Raw genomic sequence first — 17,499 nt, forward strand, 5'->3', positions numbered from 1 at the left:
GGGGTGGGCGGTTCCGTCGGGCTGAGCGGAAGCGCCACCCGGGACCACGACCGATGGGACATCCTCGCCACAGGTGGTTGCGTCGGGGTGGGCGGAAGTGCCGCGGGCGAGGCGGTGCGGCGGTCATGACGACCGATCTGTCCACCGCCGTTCCCTCCACCGCGGGCCCCGCCGCGGGTCTGGCCGGGCCGGGCCGGGCCGATGATCCAGGCCGGTCGGCGGTCGGGAGCGAGCAGGCAGGTACGTCCGGGTCGGCCGAGACACCCGACAGGCAGCCACGGACGGTGATGTACCTGGTCGAGGAGATGAATCGGGGCGGGGCGCAGCTGCGCACCGTGGAGCTGATGCGCCGGCTCGACCCGAACGAGTTCCGGTTGGTGTTCTGCTCGCTCAGCGGCCGGCGGGGCGACCTCGACGACGAGATCCGTTCGCTCGGGGGTGAGGTGTATTACCGCCGGCTCGGCCCGGCCTTCCCGCTCACCTTCTACCTGCTGCTGCGCCGCGTGCGCCCGCAGGTCGTCCACGCGTACGCGTCGGATGCCACCGGGCTCGTGTTCGGTATCGCCCGGATGGCCGGTGTGCCGCGCCGGGTCGCGCACTTCCGGGTCAGGGACGACGGGCCTGGTGACACCGCCGGCCGGCCCGGTGGCAGAACCGGAAGACCCGCCGCCGGAACCGGGTGGGCCGCAGCCGGAACCGGCTGGCCTGGTGGCAGCACTCACCGGCGGGGGCGCAACGCCGGTGCGCTGCTGCGGCACGAGGCGGGACGGGTGGCGCTCGACGCGAACGCGACCGATCTGCTGGCCGTGTGCGAGGCGGTCATGCGCGAGCTGTGGCGTCCGGAGTGGCGGGTCGACCCACGCTGCCGGGTGATCTACAACGGGCTGGAGGTCGAGCCGTTCGGTGTCGCCATCGCGGCCCGCCGGCGTGCGCTGGAGAGTGTTCCCGAAGGGACGCGCACCCCGGTCGTCATGATTCACATTGGCCGGCCGGGGGCGAACAAGAACCGGGCCCGTGCCATGGACATACTTGTCGCGCTGTGCGCGCGGGGGGTGGACGCCCGCCTACAGATCGTCGGGCGCCAGGACGCGGCGGAGACCGCGGACCTGCTCGCCAGAGCGTCCGCCGGTGGGGTGCGGGACCGTGTCGAGCTGCTCGGCGAGCGGGACGACGTGCCCCGGCTGCTGGTCGCCGCGTCGCTGCTGCTGGTCACCTCGTATCACGAGGGTCTGCCGAGCGTCGTGCTCGAGGCGTGCGCGGTCGCCACTCCGGTGCTGGCCACGGACCTGCCCGGGATCGCGGAGGTCGCCCGCCTGCTGCCCGGGATCACGATGTTGCCGCTGTCCGCCACGGACGAGATCTGGGCCGACACGGCCCGGGTACTGACCGCCGTCCCGCCGCTGCTCGAGGACCGGCGGGCGGCGCTGCGGCACTTCGTGCGCTCGCCGTTCACGCTCGAGAACTGGCAGCGGGAGCTGACGGCGGTCTGGTCGAGACCGTCTGAGCCGAGACCGTCTGAGGTGCTGCCTGAACGGCGCCGGTAGACGGGCGGATCGTCGTGCTCCGGCGGGCCGTCCAGCCGCCGTGCGAGAAGAACTCCCCGCTCGCCCAGCGGGTGACGACGTCATGGTCGGGCTGGGCGAACCGTTCGGGCAGGGCATCCAGGGGATGCCAGGCCAGCCGGCGCGGCCGGCGGGGGACGCCGGGGGCGGCCGGGTCGTGGGCGCCGGTGGCGCCGTACGTTCGGGTGACGTGGAAGAACAGCCCAAGTTGTTCTCGGTCGTCCGCCCAGTGATGCGCCACGTGTTCCAGCCGGACATCCTCGACCGTTGTCAGCAGCGCCGCCTGTTCGCGCGCCAGCCGGACCGCGGCGTCGCCGGCGGCCTGCCCCTGAAGATTTCCGGCCGGCAGCCGCCAGCATGCCGGCGACGTCTCGTCGCCGGTGGCGAGAAGAATTCTGTCCTCGGTGCGCACCAACAGGTGAACCCGCACCGGCAGCGCCGACCGGCTCATTTCGCGGTGCGCTTTTCGTGGGGAGTGTTCCGGCACGTCGTCATGGCCGTATCCCGTTCTTCCGGACACCGCCGGGCCCGCTCCTGGCACGGTGGCGTCGGTGCTGGCGGCCGGTGCCCTGGACCGGCGCGGTAAGGGTGCGGCGGCGCAGGTCGCACGACCGGGGGCTGTCGCCGTAACCTGCGCCGCCGCACCCGCTGTGCGGTATCGGCGATCCCCACCCCGGTGGGGTGAGTGGGGACGGAGGCGGGGATCGCCGATACCAGTTCGACCTCGGTGGCCGGGGCACGGTCAGCCGGCCACCGAGGAGCTCATGGCCCCCTCGGAAAGGTCCCCGGCGACGCGAAAAAGGGGCATTATCGCGCGCCGCCGGAGACCAACTTGGAGTGTGGGTGACAACCAACATCCAGCGTCTTTCCACCTCTTTGGAAGGCCGGTCGTCCGCTGAACTGTTTCGGAGCTTAGGGTGCGTCCGGCGGGTGCGTCCACTCCCAATTGTCCGGTATCCGTGACGGGCGAACTCCGGTTGTTGGCCGATCGGTGCCCGGACGTATTAGTTCGCCGCGCCGACGGCGTCCGATGGCTGGTTCCGCTCGAATCCAGAGGGTATCCGAACTCCCGGCCAGTGGGAACGTCCAGCCGTATTGTGTCCCGCTCCTGAAACCACGCACAGCGTCCCGGTGGGGCCGTAAGAGACCTCCCGGCGAATCCGTCGGTATCCCCTACTGGACGGGGAGATCCGGCCGAGACGGTATTCATCGGACGGGATTTCCGGCCCCGGCGGAATACCGGACGTAATTTTCACAACCAGATGACGATGGATGCCTGGCAGCATCTCAACAGACGGTGGGCGGGTGGTGTGCTGGGCTGTCTGGCTACCCGGATACCCGGAGTGCCTTCGCTCGGGGTGTCGTGGTGACCGGCTGTACGGCGTCGACCGGCGCGATCGGTGCCGCCGCGGCCCCACCGCTGTCGGGATCGGGTGCTCCCGGGAGCCGTCCCGGGGCCCGGCCGGTGGCCGGTGGTGACGGGATGGGAGTGAGGGGATGGTGGCAGAAAGACACGGCATGGTGTCTCTCCCGGCAGGGTACGGCGATGTGGTGTCCGCCACGTAAGGGGCCGGGGAAGGGGATATTGCGGGGCAGTGGGTATCCGTGTGACTGGTGTTACAGCCGCAGGCACCGCTGAGGGCCGATGACGTTCCGGTGGTAGGGCCGTAACGGCCGTGCGACGTAGGTGGTCGCCCAACAGTGCTGAGCAACGCCCATCGTCGATGGCCTGCGCTGCCCCTCCGTGACCGTCCTGGTCGGGCCGCGTTGATCAGCCGTATCGGTCAGGCTGTATCGGTCAGGCTGTATCGGTCGGGATTGTGGCGGTCGACGGATCGTGTTGATCGCCAGCTGATCGCCCGCCCGGCCGGGGTCAAAACATCCCGCAGTCTACCAGAATTGAAAAAAGAGTCGAGCTGGGTAGTTCTGGACACGGCAGGCGCCGATCTGTGAGGATGCCGGCCGGTGACCCTCAAAGTCGTTTAGGCTCACTGCGACAACGGAATGCATCGACGATAGAGGAGTTCCCTGACGTGGTTACGCGAGTGGGTGTCAACGGCTTCGGCCGTATCGGCCGCAACTTCTGGCGGGCGCTTCAGGCTAGTAAGCGTAACGACATAGAGATCGTTGCAGTGAACGACCTTACCGACAACAGGACACTTGCGCATCTGCTCAAGTACGATACTACGCTGGGCACACTGTCGGAGTCGGTGAGTCCCGCCGACGGCGGGATCAAGGTCGGCGACGGCTTCCTCAAGGTGGTCTCCGAGCGTGACCCGGCGGCCCTGCCCTGGGGGGACCTCGGGGTCGAGGTCGTCGTCGAGTCCACCGGCCGGTTCACCAAGGCCGAGGACGCGCGCAAGCACCTCGAGGCGGGCGCGAAAAAGGTGATCATCTCCGCGCCGGCCAAGGGTGAGGACCTCACCGTCGTCATCGGCGTGAACGACGACGTCTACGACCCGGCGAAGCACACGATCCTGTCGAACGCCTCCTGCACGACCAACTGCGTGGCGCCACTGGCCAAGGTTCTCGAGGACGCCTTCGGCATCGAGCGCGGCCTGATGACGACCGTGCACGCCTACACCAACGACCAGGTCATCCTCGACTTCCCGCACTCGGACCTGCGCCGCGCCCGCGCCGCCGCCCAGAACATCATCCCGACGACGACCGGTGCGGCCAAGGCGACGTCCCTGGTACTGCCGCAGCTCAAGGGCAAACTGGACGGACTGGCGATGCGTGTTCCCGTCCTCGACGGGTCGGTGACCGACCTGGTCGCCACGCTCAAGCGTGAGGTCACGATCGAGGAGGTCAACGCTGCGTACCGGGCCGCCGCCGAGGGCGCGCTCAAGGGCATCCTCGTCTACACCGAGGATCCGATCGTCTCCTCCGACATCGTGGGGACGGCTGCGTCCTGCACGTTCGACTCGCTGCTCACCATGGCCAGCGGCAACCAGGTGAAGGTCATCGGCTGGTACGACAACGAGTGGGGCTACTCCAACCGCCTGGTGGACCTCACCGCCCTCGTCGGCGGACGCCTGTAGGGCATCGGGGCAGGAGACCCTGATGGCCCCCGGCGGCGCGAAGGAGATCGTCGCGTCGCCCTCGGCGGTAGCTCCCCTGGTGGCCTCGGGCAGTGCGATGAAGATCGTCGCACTGCCTCTGGTCGGGTGGAGAGTTGGCGACTTCTGGTGGCCTCGGGCGACGCGACAGGATCCGACGAGATCACGGTCGCGTCGCCCGAGGCCGGTTAGGACTTCGGAGTAACGGCGTGACGACCATTGACGATCTACAGGTCGGCGGGCGGCGAGTCATCGTCCGCAGCGACCTGAACGTTCCGCTGGACCGTTCCGGCGACACACCCCGGATCACCGACGACGGACGGGTCCGCGCCAGCGTGCCCACCATCCGGGCGCTGCTGGACCGGGGTGCCCGGGTGGTCGTCTCCTCCCATCTGGGACGGCCCAGGGGCACACCCGACCCGGCGTACTCGCTCGCCCCGGTCGCCGGCCGGCTCGCGCAGCTGCTCGGCCAGCCGGTCGCGTTCACCGGGGACGGCACCGGCGACATCGCCGGCACGCATGCGCAGAAGATCGTCGCAGGGCTGGGCGACGGTGAGATCGCGCTGCTGGACAACCTCCGGTTCCACCCGGGGGAGACCAGCAAGGACGCGGCCGTGCGGGCCGCGTTCGCCGACCAGCTCGCCGGGCTGGCCGACTACTACGTCGGTGACGCCTTCGGCGCGGTCCACCGGGCGCACGCCAGCGTCGTGGACCTGCCCGAGCGGCTGCCACACGTGGCCGGGCAGCTCGTGCTCAGGGAACTGGAGGTGCTGCGCACCCTCGCCAGCGGCCCGGCCCGTCCCTACGTCGTCGTCCTCGGCGGGTCGAAGGTCAGCGACAAGCTCGGAGTGATCCGGGCGCTGCTGCCGAAGGTCGACGCCCTGCTCATCGGTGGCGGAATGTGCTTCACCTTCCTGGCCGCCAAGGGCCACGGCGTCGGCGGGTCACTGCTGGAAGCGGAACTGATCGACACCACGAAGGAGCTGCTCGCCGAAGGCGGTGACCGGATCGTGCTGCCCACCGACGTGGTGGTGGCCGACGAGATCTCCGTCGACGCGCCCACCGCCGTGGTGGCGGCCGGAGCCATCCCCGCCGGCCGCAAGGGCCTCGACATCGGGCCGGCGTCGGTGGCCCTGTTCGCCGACCGGCTGCGCACCGCCCGCACCGTCTTCTGGAACGGCCCGATGGGTGTGTTCGAGCTCCCGCCGTTCGCGGCCGGCACCCGTGGGGTGGCCGAGACGATCGCCGGGCTCGACGGTCTGACCGTCGTCGGCGGCGGTGACTCGGCCGCGGCCGTGCGCACCCTCGGCATCGGCGAGGAGGCGTTCACCCACATCTCCACCGGTGGCGGCGCCAGCCTCGAGTATCTGGAGGGCAAGACCCTGCCCGGCCTCGCCGCTCTGGATGACCGAAGGCCGCGCGACGATGTTTCTTTCACGCGGCCGGAGGCCCGGCTTCCTGGTTCGGAGGTGTGAGATGGCCGGTGACAAGAACGAGAAGAACAAGAACGAGAAGAAGCCCCGGGGGACGGGTCGGCGCACCCTGGTCGCGGGCAACTGGAAGATGAACCTCAACCATCTTGAGGCGATCGCGCTGGTTCAGAAGATCGCTTTCGACCTCAAGCCGGTCGAGCTCGACAATGCCGAGGTCGTCGTCCTGCCCCCGTTCACCGACCTGCGCAGCGTCCAGACCCTCGTCGACGGGGACAGGCTCGCGATCGGCTATGGCGCGCAGGACCTCTCCCCGCACAGCTCCGGCGCCCACACCGGGGACATCAGCGGGCCCCTGCTCGCCCGGCTGGGATGCAGCTATGTGGTGGTCGGCCACTCCGAGCGGCGCGCGAACCATCACGAGGACGACGCCCTGGTGGCGGCCAAGGCGCGGGCCGCCTACGCGCACGGGATCACCCCGATCCTGTGCGTGGGCGAGCCCGAGCCGGTGCGGGTGGCCGGTGACCATGCCACCTATGTCCTCGCGCAGCTCGACGGCTCCCTGGACGGGATCACCCTGGAGCAGGCACGCACGCTGGTCGTCGCCTACGAGCCGGTGTGGGCGATCGGCACCGGGCGGACCGCCTCCGCCCACGACGCGCAGGAGATGTGCGCGGCGATCCGGGGGCGGCTCGCCGCGCGTTTCGACGCGGGAGTCGCCGCGGTCATCCGTATTCTCTACGGTGGTTCGGTGAAGGGCTCCAACGCGGCGGAGCTGTTCACCCAACCCGACGTGGACGGCGGACTCGTCGGCGGCGCGAGCCTGGACGCGGTGGACTTCGCGGCGATCGTCCGCAGCGCCCCGCCGAGCTGACGGCGACCACGAACCGTCACCGGTTACACCGGTGACGCCGATCACGGGCTGTGCCGGCCGGCGCGGTCCGTGATCGCGATCGTTGCCGCGGGGAACAGCCGACGGACACGGCCGGCCCGGGGTGTGCTTGGGTGGCTTGCGGTGGTGGGGTGCGGTCCCACCGGGAAGGGGCGCAAACCCAAGTGGTCGCCAGGGCCATGCCGCGCTGTCGCGCGATCATCCGGGCCGGAACCGTCATGGTTGTCCTCGGCCTTCTTCTCGCCGCCTGCACGGGTGGGGGAGGCCGTCGGCAAGCCCCGTCCGACCCGTCAGGCCCACCCACGGCGATCAGTGACCGGGTCATCGCCGCCTCGCCGCGCGACGGCGGGACGCTGCGGGTGCTTGCCACCGTCGACTGCGACTCCTGGGATCCCCAGCGCACCGCGTCCCTCCACTGCTGGAACCAGCAGCGGTGGATCTCCCGGCAGCTGGTGACATACGCGCCCAGCCCCGGCGTGGTCAAGCTGGCCGGTGATCTCGCCACCGAGGTGCCGTCCTCAAAGGACCTGCGCACCTGGACGTACACGCTCCGGGAGGGGCTGGCCTTCGAGGACGGCACCCCGATCACATCCCGGGACGTCAAGTACGGGATCGAGCGGGCCTTCGCCCCGGAGTTGGCCGGCGGCGGCTCCGACGCCAGCTCCGGCGCCGGCGAGGTGGTGCGGCTTCTCCAGGACGAGAAGAACCCCTACCGGGGTCCCTACACCGATCCCACACCCGACCGTCTCGGGCTGGCCTCGGTGACCACACCGGACGAGAAGACCATCACGTTCCGGCTCAACCGGCCGTTCGCGGACTGGAACCTCCTGATGGCCTCCCCGGTCTCCACGCCGGTACCGCGGGCGCACGACACCGGCGCCGGGTACGGATCCCGTCCGGTGGCATCCGGACCATACAAGATCGAAAACTATCGTCCGGGTGAATCCCTCACCCTCGCGCGCAACCCGCGGTGGGACCGGCAGACCGACCCGAACCGCCCCGCCCACCCCGACCGCGTCGTCGAACGCATGGGGCTCGCCGCGGCCGACATCGACAGCCGCATCCTGACCGACCAGGCCGACATCGCCGCCGACCAGAGCGGCGTGGGCGCCGAGGCCGCCGCCCGGATCAGCGCGAATCCCGGCCTGCGCGCGGCCCGCACCACCAGCGAGGCCACCGGCGGGCTGCGCTACCTGGCCGTGGTCACCAAGGTCGCGCCGTTGGACAACCTCGCCTGCCGCAACGCCGTGGCCTGGGCGGTGGACAAGAGCGCACAACAGACCGCGCGGGGCGGCCCCCTCGTCGGGGGCGACATCGCGGCCACGATGCTCACCCCGCCGGTGCACTCCTTCTCCTGGTTCGACCTCTTCCCGAGCCCCGACGGCAGCGGGGACCTCGCAAAGGCAAAAACGGAACTGAACTCCTGCGGCCGGCCGGACGGCTTCGCGACCACCCTGGTCACCCGGTCGGATCCGCTCTCCCTCGCCCAGGCCGAAGCCGTCCGCGTCGCGCTCGCCCGGGTCGGTATCACGATCACCGTCGCGAAGTTCGACGACGCCGGGTACACCGCGGCAGTGGACAGCCCCGATCAGGTCCACACCATGAAGTACGGCCTCGTCCTGGCCGCCGGCGCGGCCACCCGGCCGACGCCGTACGCGTTCCTCGCCCCGCTCGCCGCCAGCGGCTCGATCCGGCCGCAACACAACACCAACGTCGCCGAACTGGCCCTGCCCGCGGTCGACCAGGGCCTGGAGCAGGGCATCGGGACCGCTGACAGCGAGGACACGGCGAGCCGGTGGACGCAGATGGACCGGGCGATCGTGGGGTCCGCCGCCTACGTCCCGCTGCTCTACGACCGGGCGCTCAACGTCTACAGCAGCCGGCTTACCAACATCCATTACTCGCCCGGGTTCATGATGACGGACTTCGCCTCGCTCGGTGTCGTACCGTAGGGCGTCATGGCGGCCCGGCGGAGGGCCACGGCTCGCACGGGCCTGATCCGACGGGCCTGATCTGATGGTGATGCGCCGTGCCGGCCGCGGGATCGCTGTGCGGTAGCTTGGCAGGATCGCCGCCAGCCAGTCCCGCCGAAAGTAGTGCAATGATCGTCCATTGCACTGCCGGAGGCTGTTGGATCGATATGGGCGACTGCGGTGCGAAGATCTTTCTTCGCACCGTCGGAGGCTGTCAGGGTGCGGGTATGGCCGGAGGGGGTGCGATCATGGTTCCTCGTGTCGGGCCTCCTGTCGCGCCGCGTGAGGATGCGGCAGGGCTGAGTGGCTTACATGATCACGGGATGACGGTACGGGAGCGGGTCCGGAGATGACTGTTGGGCTGTCGATTGTCCTGATCATCACGAGTGTGCTTCTGATGCTGCTCGTTCTGTTGCACCGGGCCAAGGGAGGCGGGCTGTCCAGCCTGTTCGGCGGCGGTGTCTCCTCCTCGCTCGGGGGCTCCTCGGTGGTGGAGAAGAACCTCGACCGATTGACGGTCATGATTGGGCTGATCTGGCTCACCTGCATCATCGGCCTCGGCCTCCTGCTCAAGGAGTGAGCAGCCGCCGACGCACCTGGATGCCGGCCCGGCTCCTCTGCCTGGTTGTCCTTGCCACGGTCGTGGCCTGCGGCGGTGGTGGGCAGCCGGCACCCGCACCGGTGACTTCGATTACACCCACGGTCACCAGTGATCCAACGGACAAGCCGGGTGGCACCCTGCGCCTGGTCACCGGGGCGATGCCCAGCGGCGACCCGGGCTGGGCGACGGACGCCGGTTCGCGGATGCTGCTGCGGCTGGTCTCCCGTCAGCTCTACTCCTACCGGGCCAGCCCCGACCCGGTCTTCACCGCCGCGCCCCTGCCGGACCTGGCCGTCGGGCCGCCGGTGGTCAGCGAGGACGGGAAGACCCACACCGTCACCCTGCGCCCGTCCGCGCGCTGGGACACCCCCGGGGTCAGGCGGGTCACCGCGACCGATGTCGCCCGCGGCATCAAGCGGTTGTGCACGCCGCCGAACCCGTCGCCCATGCGCGGCTACTTCGCCGCGACGGTCGTCGGTTTCGCCACCTACTGTGACGAACTGATGAAGACCCCGCCCGAGGGGGTGCGTGACTTCATCGAACGTCGCGGTATCGACGGCGTCCAGGTCATCGGTGACGACTCGATCGAGTTCCACCTGCTCGCTCCGGCCGCGGACTTCACCGACGTACTGGCCCTGCCCGCGGCCTCACCGGTGCCGCTGGAGGCCCTCGTCTACGCCCCGAACTCGCCCGAGTACCTGGAGAACCTGATCTCCGACGGGCCGTACCACTTCGGTAACACGCTCGGTGACGAAAGCTATCGGCTGTCGCGCAACCCGGCATGGGTTGCCTCGTCCGACGGCATCCGCCCGGCACTTGCCGATCATGTCACGGTGCGTACCGGCGTTGACGCGGCCACCGCCCAGGCCGAGATAGACGCGGACCGGGCGGACATGGCGATGGACAGCACTGTCCCCGCCGCCGACGTGACAGCGCTGGATGCTCAGGCCGACGGCAGGCTGTCCACGGACGGCCCCGGTTCCACCGTGCTGCTCACCGTCGGCCTGCACGGCCCGGCGTCGGCGGCGCTGGGCGGCGGCGGCGTCCGGCAGGCGCTGGTGTACTGCGTGGACCGCGCCGCCGTGGCCGCGGCGCTGGGCGGGCCCGTCCTGGCCACCACCACCGCGCAGATGCTGCAGCCGGCCATGACCGGTTTCCAGTCGCGCGACCCGTTCCCGACGCTGGGGTCGACGGGCGATCCGGCGCGCTGCCGGGAGGGGACACGGACCGCCGCCGACGGCGGCCCCCTGACCACCCTGGTCCTGCTCACCACGGACTCCGCCGAGGACGCCGCCGTCGCGTCGGCGCTGCGGGACGCCTTCGCCCGCGCGGGGGTGACGCTGCGGGTCGAGGCGGTCCCCGCCGCGGACTACCCGGGCGTCGCTGTCCCGTCGAGCACGGTGGGCTGGGACCTCGCCCTGACCAGGGTGACGCCGCAGTGGTTCGGCAATGCCGGGCGCAGCGTGTTCCAGCCGTTGTTGGAGCCGCAGTGGTCGGGCTCTCGGCCGGCCGACGGCGGATACCGCAACGACCGGATCGCGCAGCTGCTGCGGGACGCCCTCGGGGAGCGTGACCCGGCCGCGCTGTCCACCCGTTGGGGCGACCTGGAGCGGGAACTGCTCACCGATGCCGCGATCATTCCACTCGCGGTCACCGTCACGCCACGTTTCCACAGCGCCAACGTCCGTGGCTTTCTGCGGGTCCCCTCACTGGACGCAGCCGACCCCACCGCCATCTCCCTCGGCATCGCCTAGCCGCCCGAAAAGCCCCTCAAGCATCCCACGCCACCCGTCCTCGGGGTGGCGTGGGCAGGGGTGGCGTGGGCAAGGGTGTTGCCGCGGGTGCTCTGCCGGGCCTGTCAGGGCGACTGCCGTTCGGCGTCTGGGCAGAGGTTATGCGATCATGGTTTGTCGCGTGCTCGGAGGCCGCTTCCCAGTACTCCGGCCGAAGGGTATGCGATCATGCCTGTCGCGTGCTCGGAGGCCGCTTCCCAGTGACAGAGCGAAATCGATTGAGGATGGATCCGCGGGGCGCTCCGAGAGGAGCGGCGGCGGCGTTCGGTCACCAGGGCGGACTGTGAGGGTGACCGATGGTGGTCGGTGCGACGAGATCGGGCCTTCTCGTCTTACACTCGGTCAGGCCGGCTGGCGGCTGGGGGGCCGGATCCGGAGTCAATCAGCGGGACGAGACAAAGGAGCATGCGGACCGTGGCAGGTGGTAACGCCATCAGAGGAAGTCGGGTAGGGGCGGGACCCATGGGGGAAGCCGAACGCGGTGAGACGGCCCCGCGACAGCGGATTTCCTTCTGGTGCGCCAACAATCACGAGACCAGACCGTCGTTCGCCGCGGACGCCACGATTCCCGAGACCTGGGACTGCCCGAACTGTGGCTTCCCGGCGGGTCGTGACCGCGACAACGCGCCCGCTCCGCCCAAGACCGAACCGTACAAAACTCACCTCGCCTACGTTCGGGAGCGGCGCAACGAGAAGGACGGGGAGGCGATTCTGGCCGAGGCGCTGGCCAAGCTGCGCGGCACCGCATAGCCACGCGGCGGCATAGCCGCACAACACCGCACAGCCGCACGACACCGCACACACAGCCGCGCGGCGGTACCGCGTAGCCGGCGTGGTAGCGCACAGCCGGCGCGTGCCGTCCGGCCGGCGGGGCCTGGACACGACGATCACTGTCCGGGCCCCGCTGGCCGGCTCCGCCGCCAGAGATGAAGATCTTTACGCTGTCAGGACTGTAGACGACAGCGTTCTGGTCGGGGGAGGCTCATCCCGCTGAGACCCGGCGCGCCGGCGATGCCCCGGCGCTGACGGGCCTGGCCGCGGCGGCCCGGTCCACCAGCCACAGTGTGCGTTGCCGGCCGCGCGCCCCCACCGCCGGAATATCGGCCGGTGCCGCGCCGGAGAACGCGCGGGCCACCGCGTCCGCCTTTGCCTCGCCCGCGGCAAGGAGCCAGACCTCGTGCGCCGCCTGGATCGTGGGCAGCGTGAGCGAGATCCGGGTGGGCGGCGGCTTCGGGGAATGATGCACCGCGACGGTGGCGGTACGGGCGTGGACGGCCGAGGAACCGGGGAAGAGCGAAGCCACGTGCCCGTCCGGCCCGACCCCGAGCAGCAACACGTCGAAGGACGGGACCGCCACCGTGCCCGCGGCCGCGGCGGCCCCGGTGGGTGCGTACTCGGCGAGCAGCCGGGCGTAGGCGGTCGCGGCGGACTCCGCCGCGTCGGTGCCGGTGACAGCGCTGGTGCCGGTGGCCGCGCCGGTGCCGTCAGCGGCGTCCGCGCTGCCCATCGGGAAGACCCGGGCCGGATCGAGGGGGAGTGCGTCGAGCAGCGCCTGACGGGCCTGCCGGTCGTTGCGGTCGGCCGAGCCCGCAGGCACGAAACGCTCGTCGCCCCACCAGACGTCCACCCGGCTCCAGTCGACCGTTTCGACGAGCGGGCTGTCGCGCACCGCCCGCAGCGTGGCCACCCCGATACCGCCACCGGTGAGGACCACCGACGCGCTGCCGCGGGTGGCCTGCGCGTCCAGCAGGCTGATGACCAGCCGGGCGGCGGTCGCGGTGGCCAGCAGTTCCGGGTCGCGATGGACGATGACTTCGGGTGACGTGCTCATCAGCCGGATGCCCTGGCGCCGTTGCCCGCCGGGTTTGTCCCCGGCGTGGTGGTGACGGCCGGGTCCGCCGGGCCTGCCGTGGCTGTCGCCCCCGCACCGCCCGCGCTCCCCGCGGCACCGTTGCCGTCGGCACCGTCTACACCGTCGGCACCGCCGCCACTGTTGTCCGTGGCCCCGGTGTTCTCCGGCGCCATCGGGTCGCGCCAGACGTGTTCGCGGACCGCCGGCCGGGAGGCCAGCCCCGCTATCCCGCTCCAGGCCGACAGCGCGTCCGCGTAGGGCTCGTCGTCGTCGAGCCGGCGCAGTTCCTCGGCCAGCAGGTCGCCGAGGCCGCGTTCGGGCAGCGGCAGGGCGCGGTCGGGCCGGCCGGGCCGGCGCAGCAGCGCGGTGTGGCTGTCCTGACGGGCCAGCGTCAGCTCATCGTCGTGGTCGAAGTCGACGCGTATCTCGGTCGGCCCGCCCCGGGACACCGTCTCGGACACCGTGACCGGCACGTGCAGGCGGTCGGCGAGCCAGCCGGAGAGCAGACAGACGCTCGGGTCCGTCGGACTGCCCGCGATGGTGACCGACCGTGGCTGCTCGGTGATCGAGTCGAAGGCGGCGGCGGTCAGCGTCCGCCAGCCGGTCAGCCGCGTCCACGCCAGGTCGGTGTCGCCGGGCGCGAAGTCCACCGCGCGGCGCCGCAGCGCCGCCACCGGGTCGGGGGCCGCGGCCGCGTCGCTGACCCGGCGGTCGGCGAAGACGCCCAGCGGGTCGTAGGCGATCCGGTCCGGGGGCTCGCCGTCCCACCAGGTCACCACCGGCGCGTCCGGCGCGAGCAGCGGCAGCACCACCGACTCGGCGTGCAGGCCGAGCCGGCCGTACATCCGCATGACCACGGCCTCACCGGGGCCGAGCCGCCCGCCGATGGAGACCTCCGCGTCCAGCCTGGAGTTGGGGGCGTCCAGCTGGCGGCGCACGATGATGAGCAGCCGGCACGGGTGGGCCGCCGCCGCGGTCGTCGCCGCGCTCTCGGCAGCGCTGACGTGCTTCTCGTCCACCACGACCACCAGGGTCAGGGCCAGGCCGAAGGCGAGCGCGCCGGCCGAGCGCCGCTCGGCCGCCAGCGCCCTGACCACGTCGGTGCCGGTGGTGTCCCACAGGGTTGTCACGGTCGCCTCCAGCAGCGCCCGTCACGGGCGAGCATCTCGTCGGCGGCGGCAGGCCCCCACGTCCCGGCCCGGTAGAGGTGGGGGGCGGAGCCGGCCCAGAAGTCCTCCATCGGGTCGATCACCCGCCACGACTCGATCACCTCGGCGTTGTTCGGGAACAGCGTCGCGTCCCCGAGCAGCACGTCGAGGATGAGCCGCTCGTACGCCTCGGGCAGCGACTCGGTGAACGCCTCGCCGAAGAGGAAGTCCATGGCGACGTTGCGGACCTCCATCGCGGATCCCGGGACCTTGGAGCCGAACTTCAGCGTCACGCCCTCGTCCGGCTGGACCCGCACCACCAGCTGGTTGTGGCCGAGCTCGGAGGTGTCGGTGGCGTCGAAGGGCAGGTGTGGAGCCGGCTTGAACGAGATGGCGATCTCGGTCACCCGGCGCGGCAGCCGCTTGCCGGTGCGCAGGTAGAACGGGACGCCCGCCCACCGGCGGGTCTCGATCCCCAGCCGGACGGCGGCGAAGGTCTCCGTGCGCGAGCCCGCCGGGACGCCGTCCTCCTCCAGATAGCCCCGGACCCGCTGGCCGGCGAGCCAGCCCTGCTCGTACTGGCCCCGCACCGCGTAGCTGGCAAGGTCGTCCGGCAGCGAGACAGCCCGCAGGATCTTGAGTTTCTCGTACCGGATGGCCTCGGCGTTGAAGCTCACCGGCTCCTCCATGGCGGTCAGCGCCAGCAACTGGAGCAGGTGGTTCTGCAGCACGTCCCGGGCGGCGCCGGTCTCGTCGTAGAAACCGGCCCGCGTGCCGATGCCGACGTCCTCGGCCATGGTGATCTGGACGGAGTCGACGAAGTGGGAGTTCCAGATCGGTTCGAACAGGGTGTTGGCGAACCGCAGCGCCAGCAGGTTCTGAACGGTCTCCTTGCCCAGGTAATGATCGATACGGAACACGTCGGGCGCGGTGAACACGTCGTCCACGAGCTCGTTGAGGGCGCGGGCGGACTCCTGGTCGTGGCCGAAGGGCTTCTCCACCACGACCCGCCGCCAGCCGCCGGACGCCTCGTTCGAGGCCATCCCGGTGCGCTGCATCTGCTTGAGGACGACCGGGAACGCCGACGGCGGGATGGACAGGTAGAACGCCGCGTTGCCCGGGATGCCGTGGCTGTGCTCGAGGTCGAGCAGGGTCTTCGCGAGCGTGTCGAAGGCCTGGTCGTCGTTGAACGACCCCTGGACGAACTTCACCGACGAGGCCAGGCGGTCCCAGACCTCCTCCCGGAACGGCGTCCGGGCGCCCTTCTGTGCGGCCTCCCGGAGGACCTCGGCGAAGCTGTCGTCGTCCCAGTCGCGCCGGGCGAAACCCAGCAGCACGAAGCCGGGCGGCAGCAGGCCCCGGTTCGCCAGGTCGTAGACGGCCGGGATGAGCTTCTTGCGGGCCAGGTCGCCGGTGACCCCGAAGACCACCAACGCGCATGGGTCGGGCAGGCGTGGCAGCCGGCGGTCCCGCGGGTCGCGCAGCGGGTTGGCGCGCACCGTTGGCGTCACCCGAACTCCCCTCCTCGTTGTCGTGGGGTTCCCTCGTCTGGCTTCATCTGGTGGCTCCGCCTGTCCGGGTTTCTGGGTTGCCGTCCGTCGGGCTTCTCGTGGCACAGGTCTGTCAGGCCTGTCAGGTCAGGCAGGCCTGTCAGCCGGCGAGCGCTTCCGGCCGGCTGCCGGCGGTCGCGAGCTGTTCCCCGATCGCCGTCAGCAACTGGTTCCAGGAGTCCACGAACTTCTCCACACCTTCGCGTTCGAGCACCTCGACGACGTCGGGGAACGAGATGCCAAGGTCGGCCAGGGCGGCCAGCACCGCGTGGGCGTCGTCGTAGTACGGCCTGATCGTGTCGCCCCGGACCACCCCGTGGTCGGCGAACGCGTGCAGTGTTGCCTCCGGCATCGTGTTGACCGTGCCCGGGGCCACCAGCTCCGCCACGTAGATCGTATCCGGCAGGGACGGGTCCTTCGCGGACGTGGACGCCCACAGCGGCCGCTGCGGCCGGGCACCGGCCTTCGCCAGCGCCGACCAGCGTTCGGTGGCGAACGCCTGCTCGTAACGCTGGTAGGCCAGCCGCGCGTTGGCGACCGCGGCCTTACCGCGTAGGGCCTTTGCCTCGGCGGTGCCGATCTTCTCCAGCCGGCGGTCCACCTCGGTGTCGACCCGGCTGACGAAGAACGACGCGACCGAGACGATGCCGGCGGGCTCCCGCCCGGCCGCCACGGCCCGCTCGATGCCGGTCATGAACGCGTCCATCACCGCGTCGTAGCGGTCGAGCCCGAAGATCAGCGTGACGTTGACGCTGATACCCGCGGCGAGCGTGGCGGTGATCGCCGGCAGGCCGGCAAGGGTGGCCGGGATCTTGATGAACAGGTTCGGCCGGTCGACCAGCCACCACAGCGCGCGAGCCTCGGCCACGGTGCGTTCGGTGTCGTGGGCGAGCCGCGGGTCGACCTCGATCGACACCCGGCCGTCCACCCCGCCGCTGGCCTCGTAGGCGGGGCGCAGCACGTCACAGGCGGCGCGGACGTCCGCGGTCGTGATCGCGCGGACGGCCTCGCCGATGTCCACGCCGCGGACGGCCAGGTCACGCAGCTGCTCGTCGTAGGCCGATCCGGTGCTGATCGCCTTCTGGAAGATGGTCGGGTTGCTGGTGACACCGACGACGCTGCGGGTGCGCACCAGCTCGGCGAGGTTGCCGGTCCGCAGCCGGTCCCGGCTGATGTCGTCGAGCCAGACCGCCACGTCGGCGGCGGACAGCAGAGCCAGGGGGTCGGTCATTGTGGTGGACGTCCTCTCCGGGGGCGCTGGCGTGCTGGTGGACGGTTCGACGCTTGCGGTCGTCATGTCCATTGTGGTCGGCGCGCGATGCCGGTCAGCGCCGGACCGTGGCGGTGGGGGCAGACCCACCACTGCCACCAGTACCGGCAGGGGGCGGGCGTCCACCGTTGCCGGTACGAATGGATCAGGTGCCGGTACGAACGGAGCAGGCCCAGCACCGTTGCCGGTACCGACAGGTGTGGGCCTGCCACTCCTGCCGGGGGCGGGCCTGCCCCCGCCACCCTTGCCGGTATGGATGGACCTACCCTCTCGCGCTTCCCTCACCCCCGCGCCCGGACAGCTCACGAAGCTTGGGAAAAGTTAGCGAGAACACTGTCTTCCGGCTAATCAGCTCGATGATTCCGCCAA

At 70.8% G+C, this 17,499-nt stretch carries 13 protein-coding genes; 8 read left to right on the forward strand and 5 right to left on the reverse strand.

Going from position 1 to position 17,499, the window contains the following annotated elements:
* The first annotated feature begins 125 nt into the window (after window positions 1-125).
* The gene (locus CM1CMNOD_RS07675) at window positions 126-1,544 is read left to right on the forward strand and encodes a glycosyltransferase (protein WP_013873101.1); all 1,419 of its coding nucleotides are present in this window, start codon (window positions 126-128) and stop codon (window positions 1,542-1,544) included.
* On the opposite strand, the gene CM1CMNOD_RS07680 is transcribed toward CM1CMNOD_RS07675, so the two are convergent.
* Window positions 1,450-2,082 (reverse strand): NUDIX domain-containing protein, encoded by a 633-nt coding sequence (locus CM1CMNOD_RS07680; RefSeq protein ID WP_013873102.1) that lies wholly within the window; start codon window positions 2,080-2,082, stop codon window positions 1,450-1,452. The genes CM1CMNOD_RS07675 and CM1CMNOD_RS07680 overlap by 95 nt on opposite strands.
* A 1,513-nt stretch (window positions 2,083-3,595) precedes the next feature.
* On the opposite strand from CM1CMNOD_RS07680, the gene gap reads away from it, so the two are divergent.
* The 7 genes from gap (at window position 3,596) to CM1CMNOD_RS07715 (ending at window position 12,060) form a co-directional block, all read left to right on the forward strand.
* Complete coding sequence (gene gap / locus CM1CMNOD_RS07685) at window positions 3,596-4,603, forward strand: type I glyceraldehyde-3-phosphate dehydrogenase (protein WP_013873103.1); 1,008 nt, start codon at window positions 3,596-3,598, stop codon at window positions 4,601-4,603.
* A 227-nt stretch (window positions 4,604-4,830) separates the two neighbouring features.
* Window positions 4,831-6,096: a phosphoglycerate kinase gene (locus tag CM1CMNOD_RS07690; protein WP_013873104.1), complete on the forward strand. Its 1,266-nt coding sequence runs from the start codon at window positions 4,831-4,833 to the stop codon at window positions 6,094-6,096.
* Window position 6,097: 1 nt separating this feature from the next.
* On the forward strand, window positions 6,098-6,925 hold the full coding sequence (gene tpiA / locus CM1CMNOD_RS07695) for a triose-phosphate isomerase (protein WP_013873105.1): 828 nt from the start codon (window positions 6,098-6,100) through the stop codon (window positions 6,923-6,925).
* Between the two features lie 236 nt (window positions 6,926-7,161).
* Window positions 7,162-8,895, forward strand: a complete 1,734-nt coding sequence (locus tag CM1CMNOD_RS07700) for an ABC transporter substrate-binding protein (RefSeq protein ID WP_013873106.1) — start codon at window positions 7,162-7,164, stop codon at window positions 8,893-8,895.
* A gap of 370 nt (window positions 8,896-9,265) precedes the next feature.
* A complete protein-coding gene (secG, locus tag CM1CMNOD_RS07705; RefSeq protein WP_013873107.1) occupies window positions 9,266-9,496 on the forward strand; it encodes a preprotein translocase subunit SecG in 231 nt (76 codons plus the stop codon).
* A gap of 20 nt (window positions 9,497-9,516) precedes the next feature.
* Window positions 9,517-11,271, forward strand: coding sequence for an ABC transporter substrate-binding protein (locus CM1CMNOD_RS07710; protein WP_013873108.1), 1,755 nt, complete (start codon window positions 9,517-9,519; stop codon window positions 11,269-11,271).
* Window positions 11,272-11,724: 453 nt separating this feature from the next.
* Entirely contained in the window at window positions 11,725-12,060 is a 336-nt protein-coding gene (locus CM1CMNOD_RS07715; protein WP_013873109.1) for an RNA polymerase-binding protein RbpA, read from the forward strand.
* 232 nt (window positions 12,061-12,292) lie between these two features.
* On the opposite strand, the gene pgl is transcribed toward CM1CMNOD_RS07715, so the two are convergent.
* From pgl to tal, 4 genes are all read right to left on the reverse strand, one after another.
* Window positions 12,293-13,141, reverse strand: a complete 849-nt coding sequence (gene pgl / locus CM1CMNOD_RS07720; RefSeq protein ID WP_013873110.1) for a 6-phosphogluconolactonase — start codon at window positions 13,139-13,141, stop codon at window positions 12,293-12,295.
* Window positions 13,141-14,292 (reverse strand): glucose-6-phosphate dehydrogenase assembly protein OpcA, encoded by a 1,152-nt coding sequence (locus tag CM1CMNOD_RS07725; RefSeq protein ID WP_013873111.1) that lies wholly within the window; start codon window positions 14,290-14,292, stop codon window positions 13,141-13,143. Before CM1CMNOD_RS07725 ends, pgl begins: the two co-directional genes overlap by 1 nt.
* Entirely contained in the window at window positions 14,289-15,821 is a 1,533-nt protein-coding gene (zwf, locus tag CM1CMNOD_RS07730) for a glucose-6-phosphate dehydrogenase (RefSeq protein WP_013873112.1), read from the reverse strand. The genes CM1CMNOD_RS07725 and zwf overlap by 4 nt, the downstream gene beginning before the upstream one ends.
* Before the next feature lie 139 nt (window positions 15,822-15,960).
* Window positions 15,961-17,091 carry a transaldolase gene (tal, locus tag CM1CMNOD_RS07735; protein WP_013873113.1) on the reverse strand — a complete coding sequence of 377 codons (1,131 nt, stop codon included), beginning with the start codon at window positions 17,089-17,091 and terminating at the stop codon, window positions 15,961-15,963.
* Between the last annotated feature and the right edge of the window lie 408 nt (window positions 17,092-17,499).

The organism is Protofrankia symbiont of Coriaria myrtifolia (genome assembly GCF_900634755.1).
GTDB lineage: Bacteria > Actinomycetota > Actinomycetes > Frankiales > Frankiaceae > Protofrankia > Protofrankia coriariae.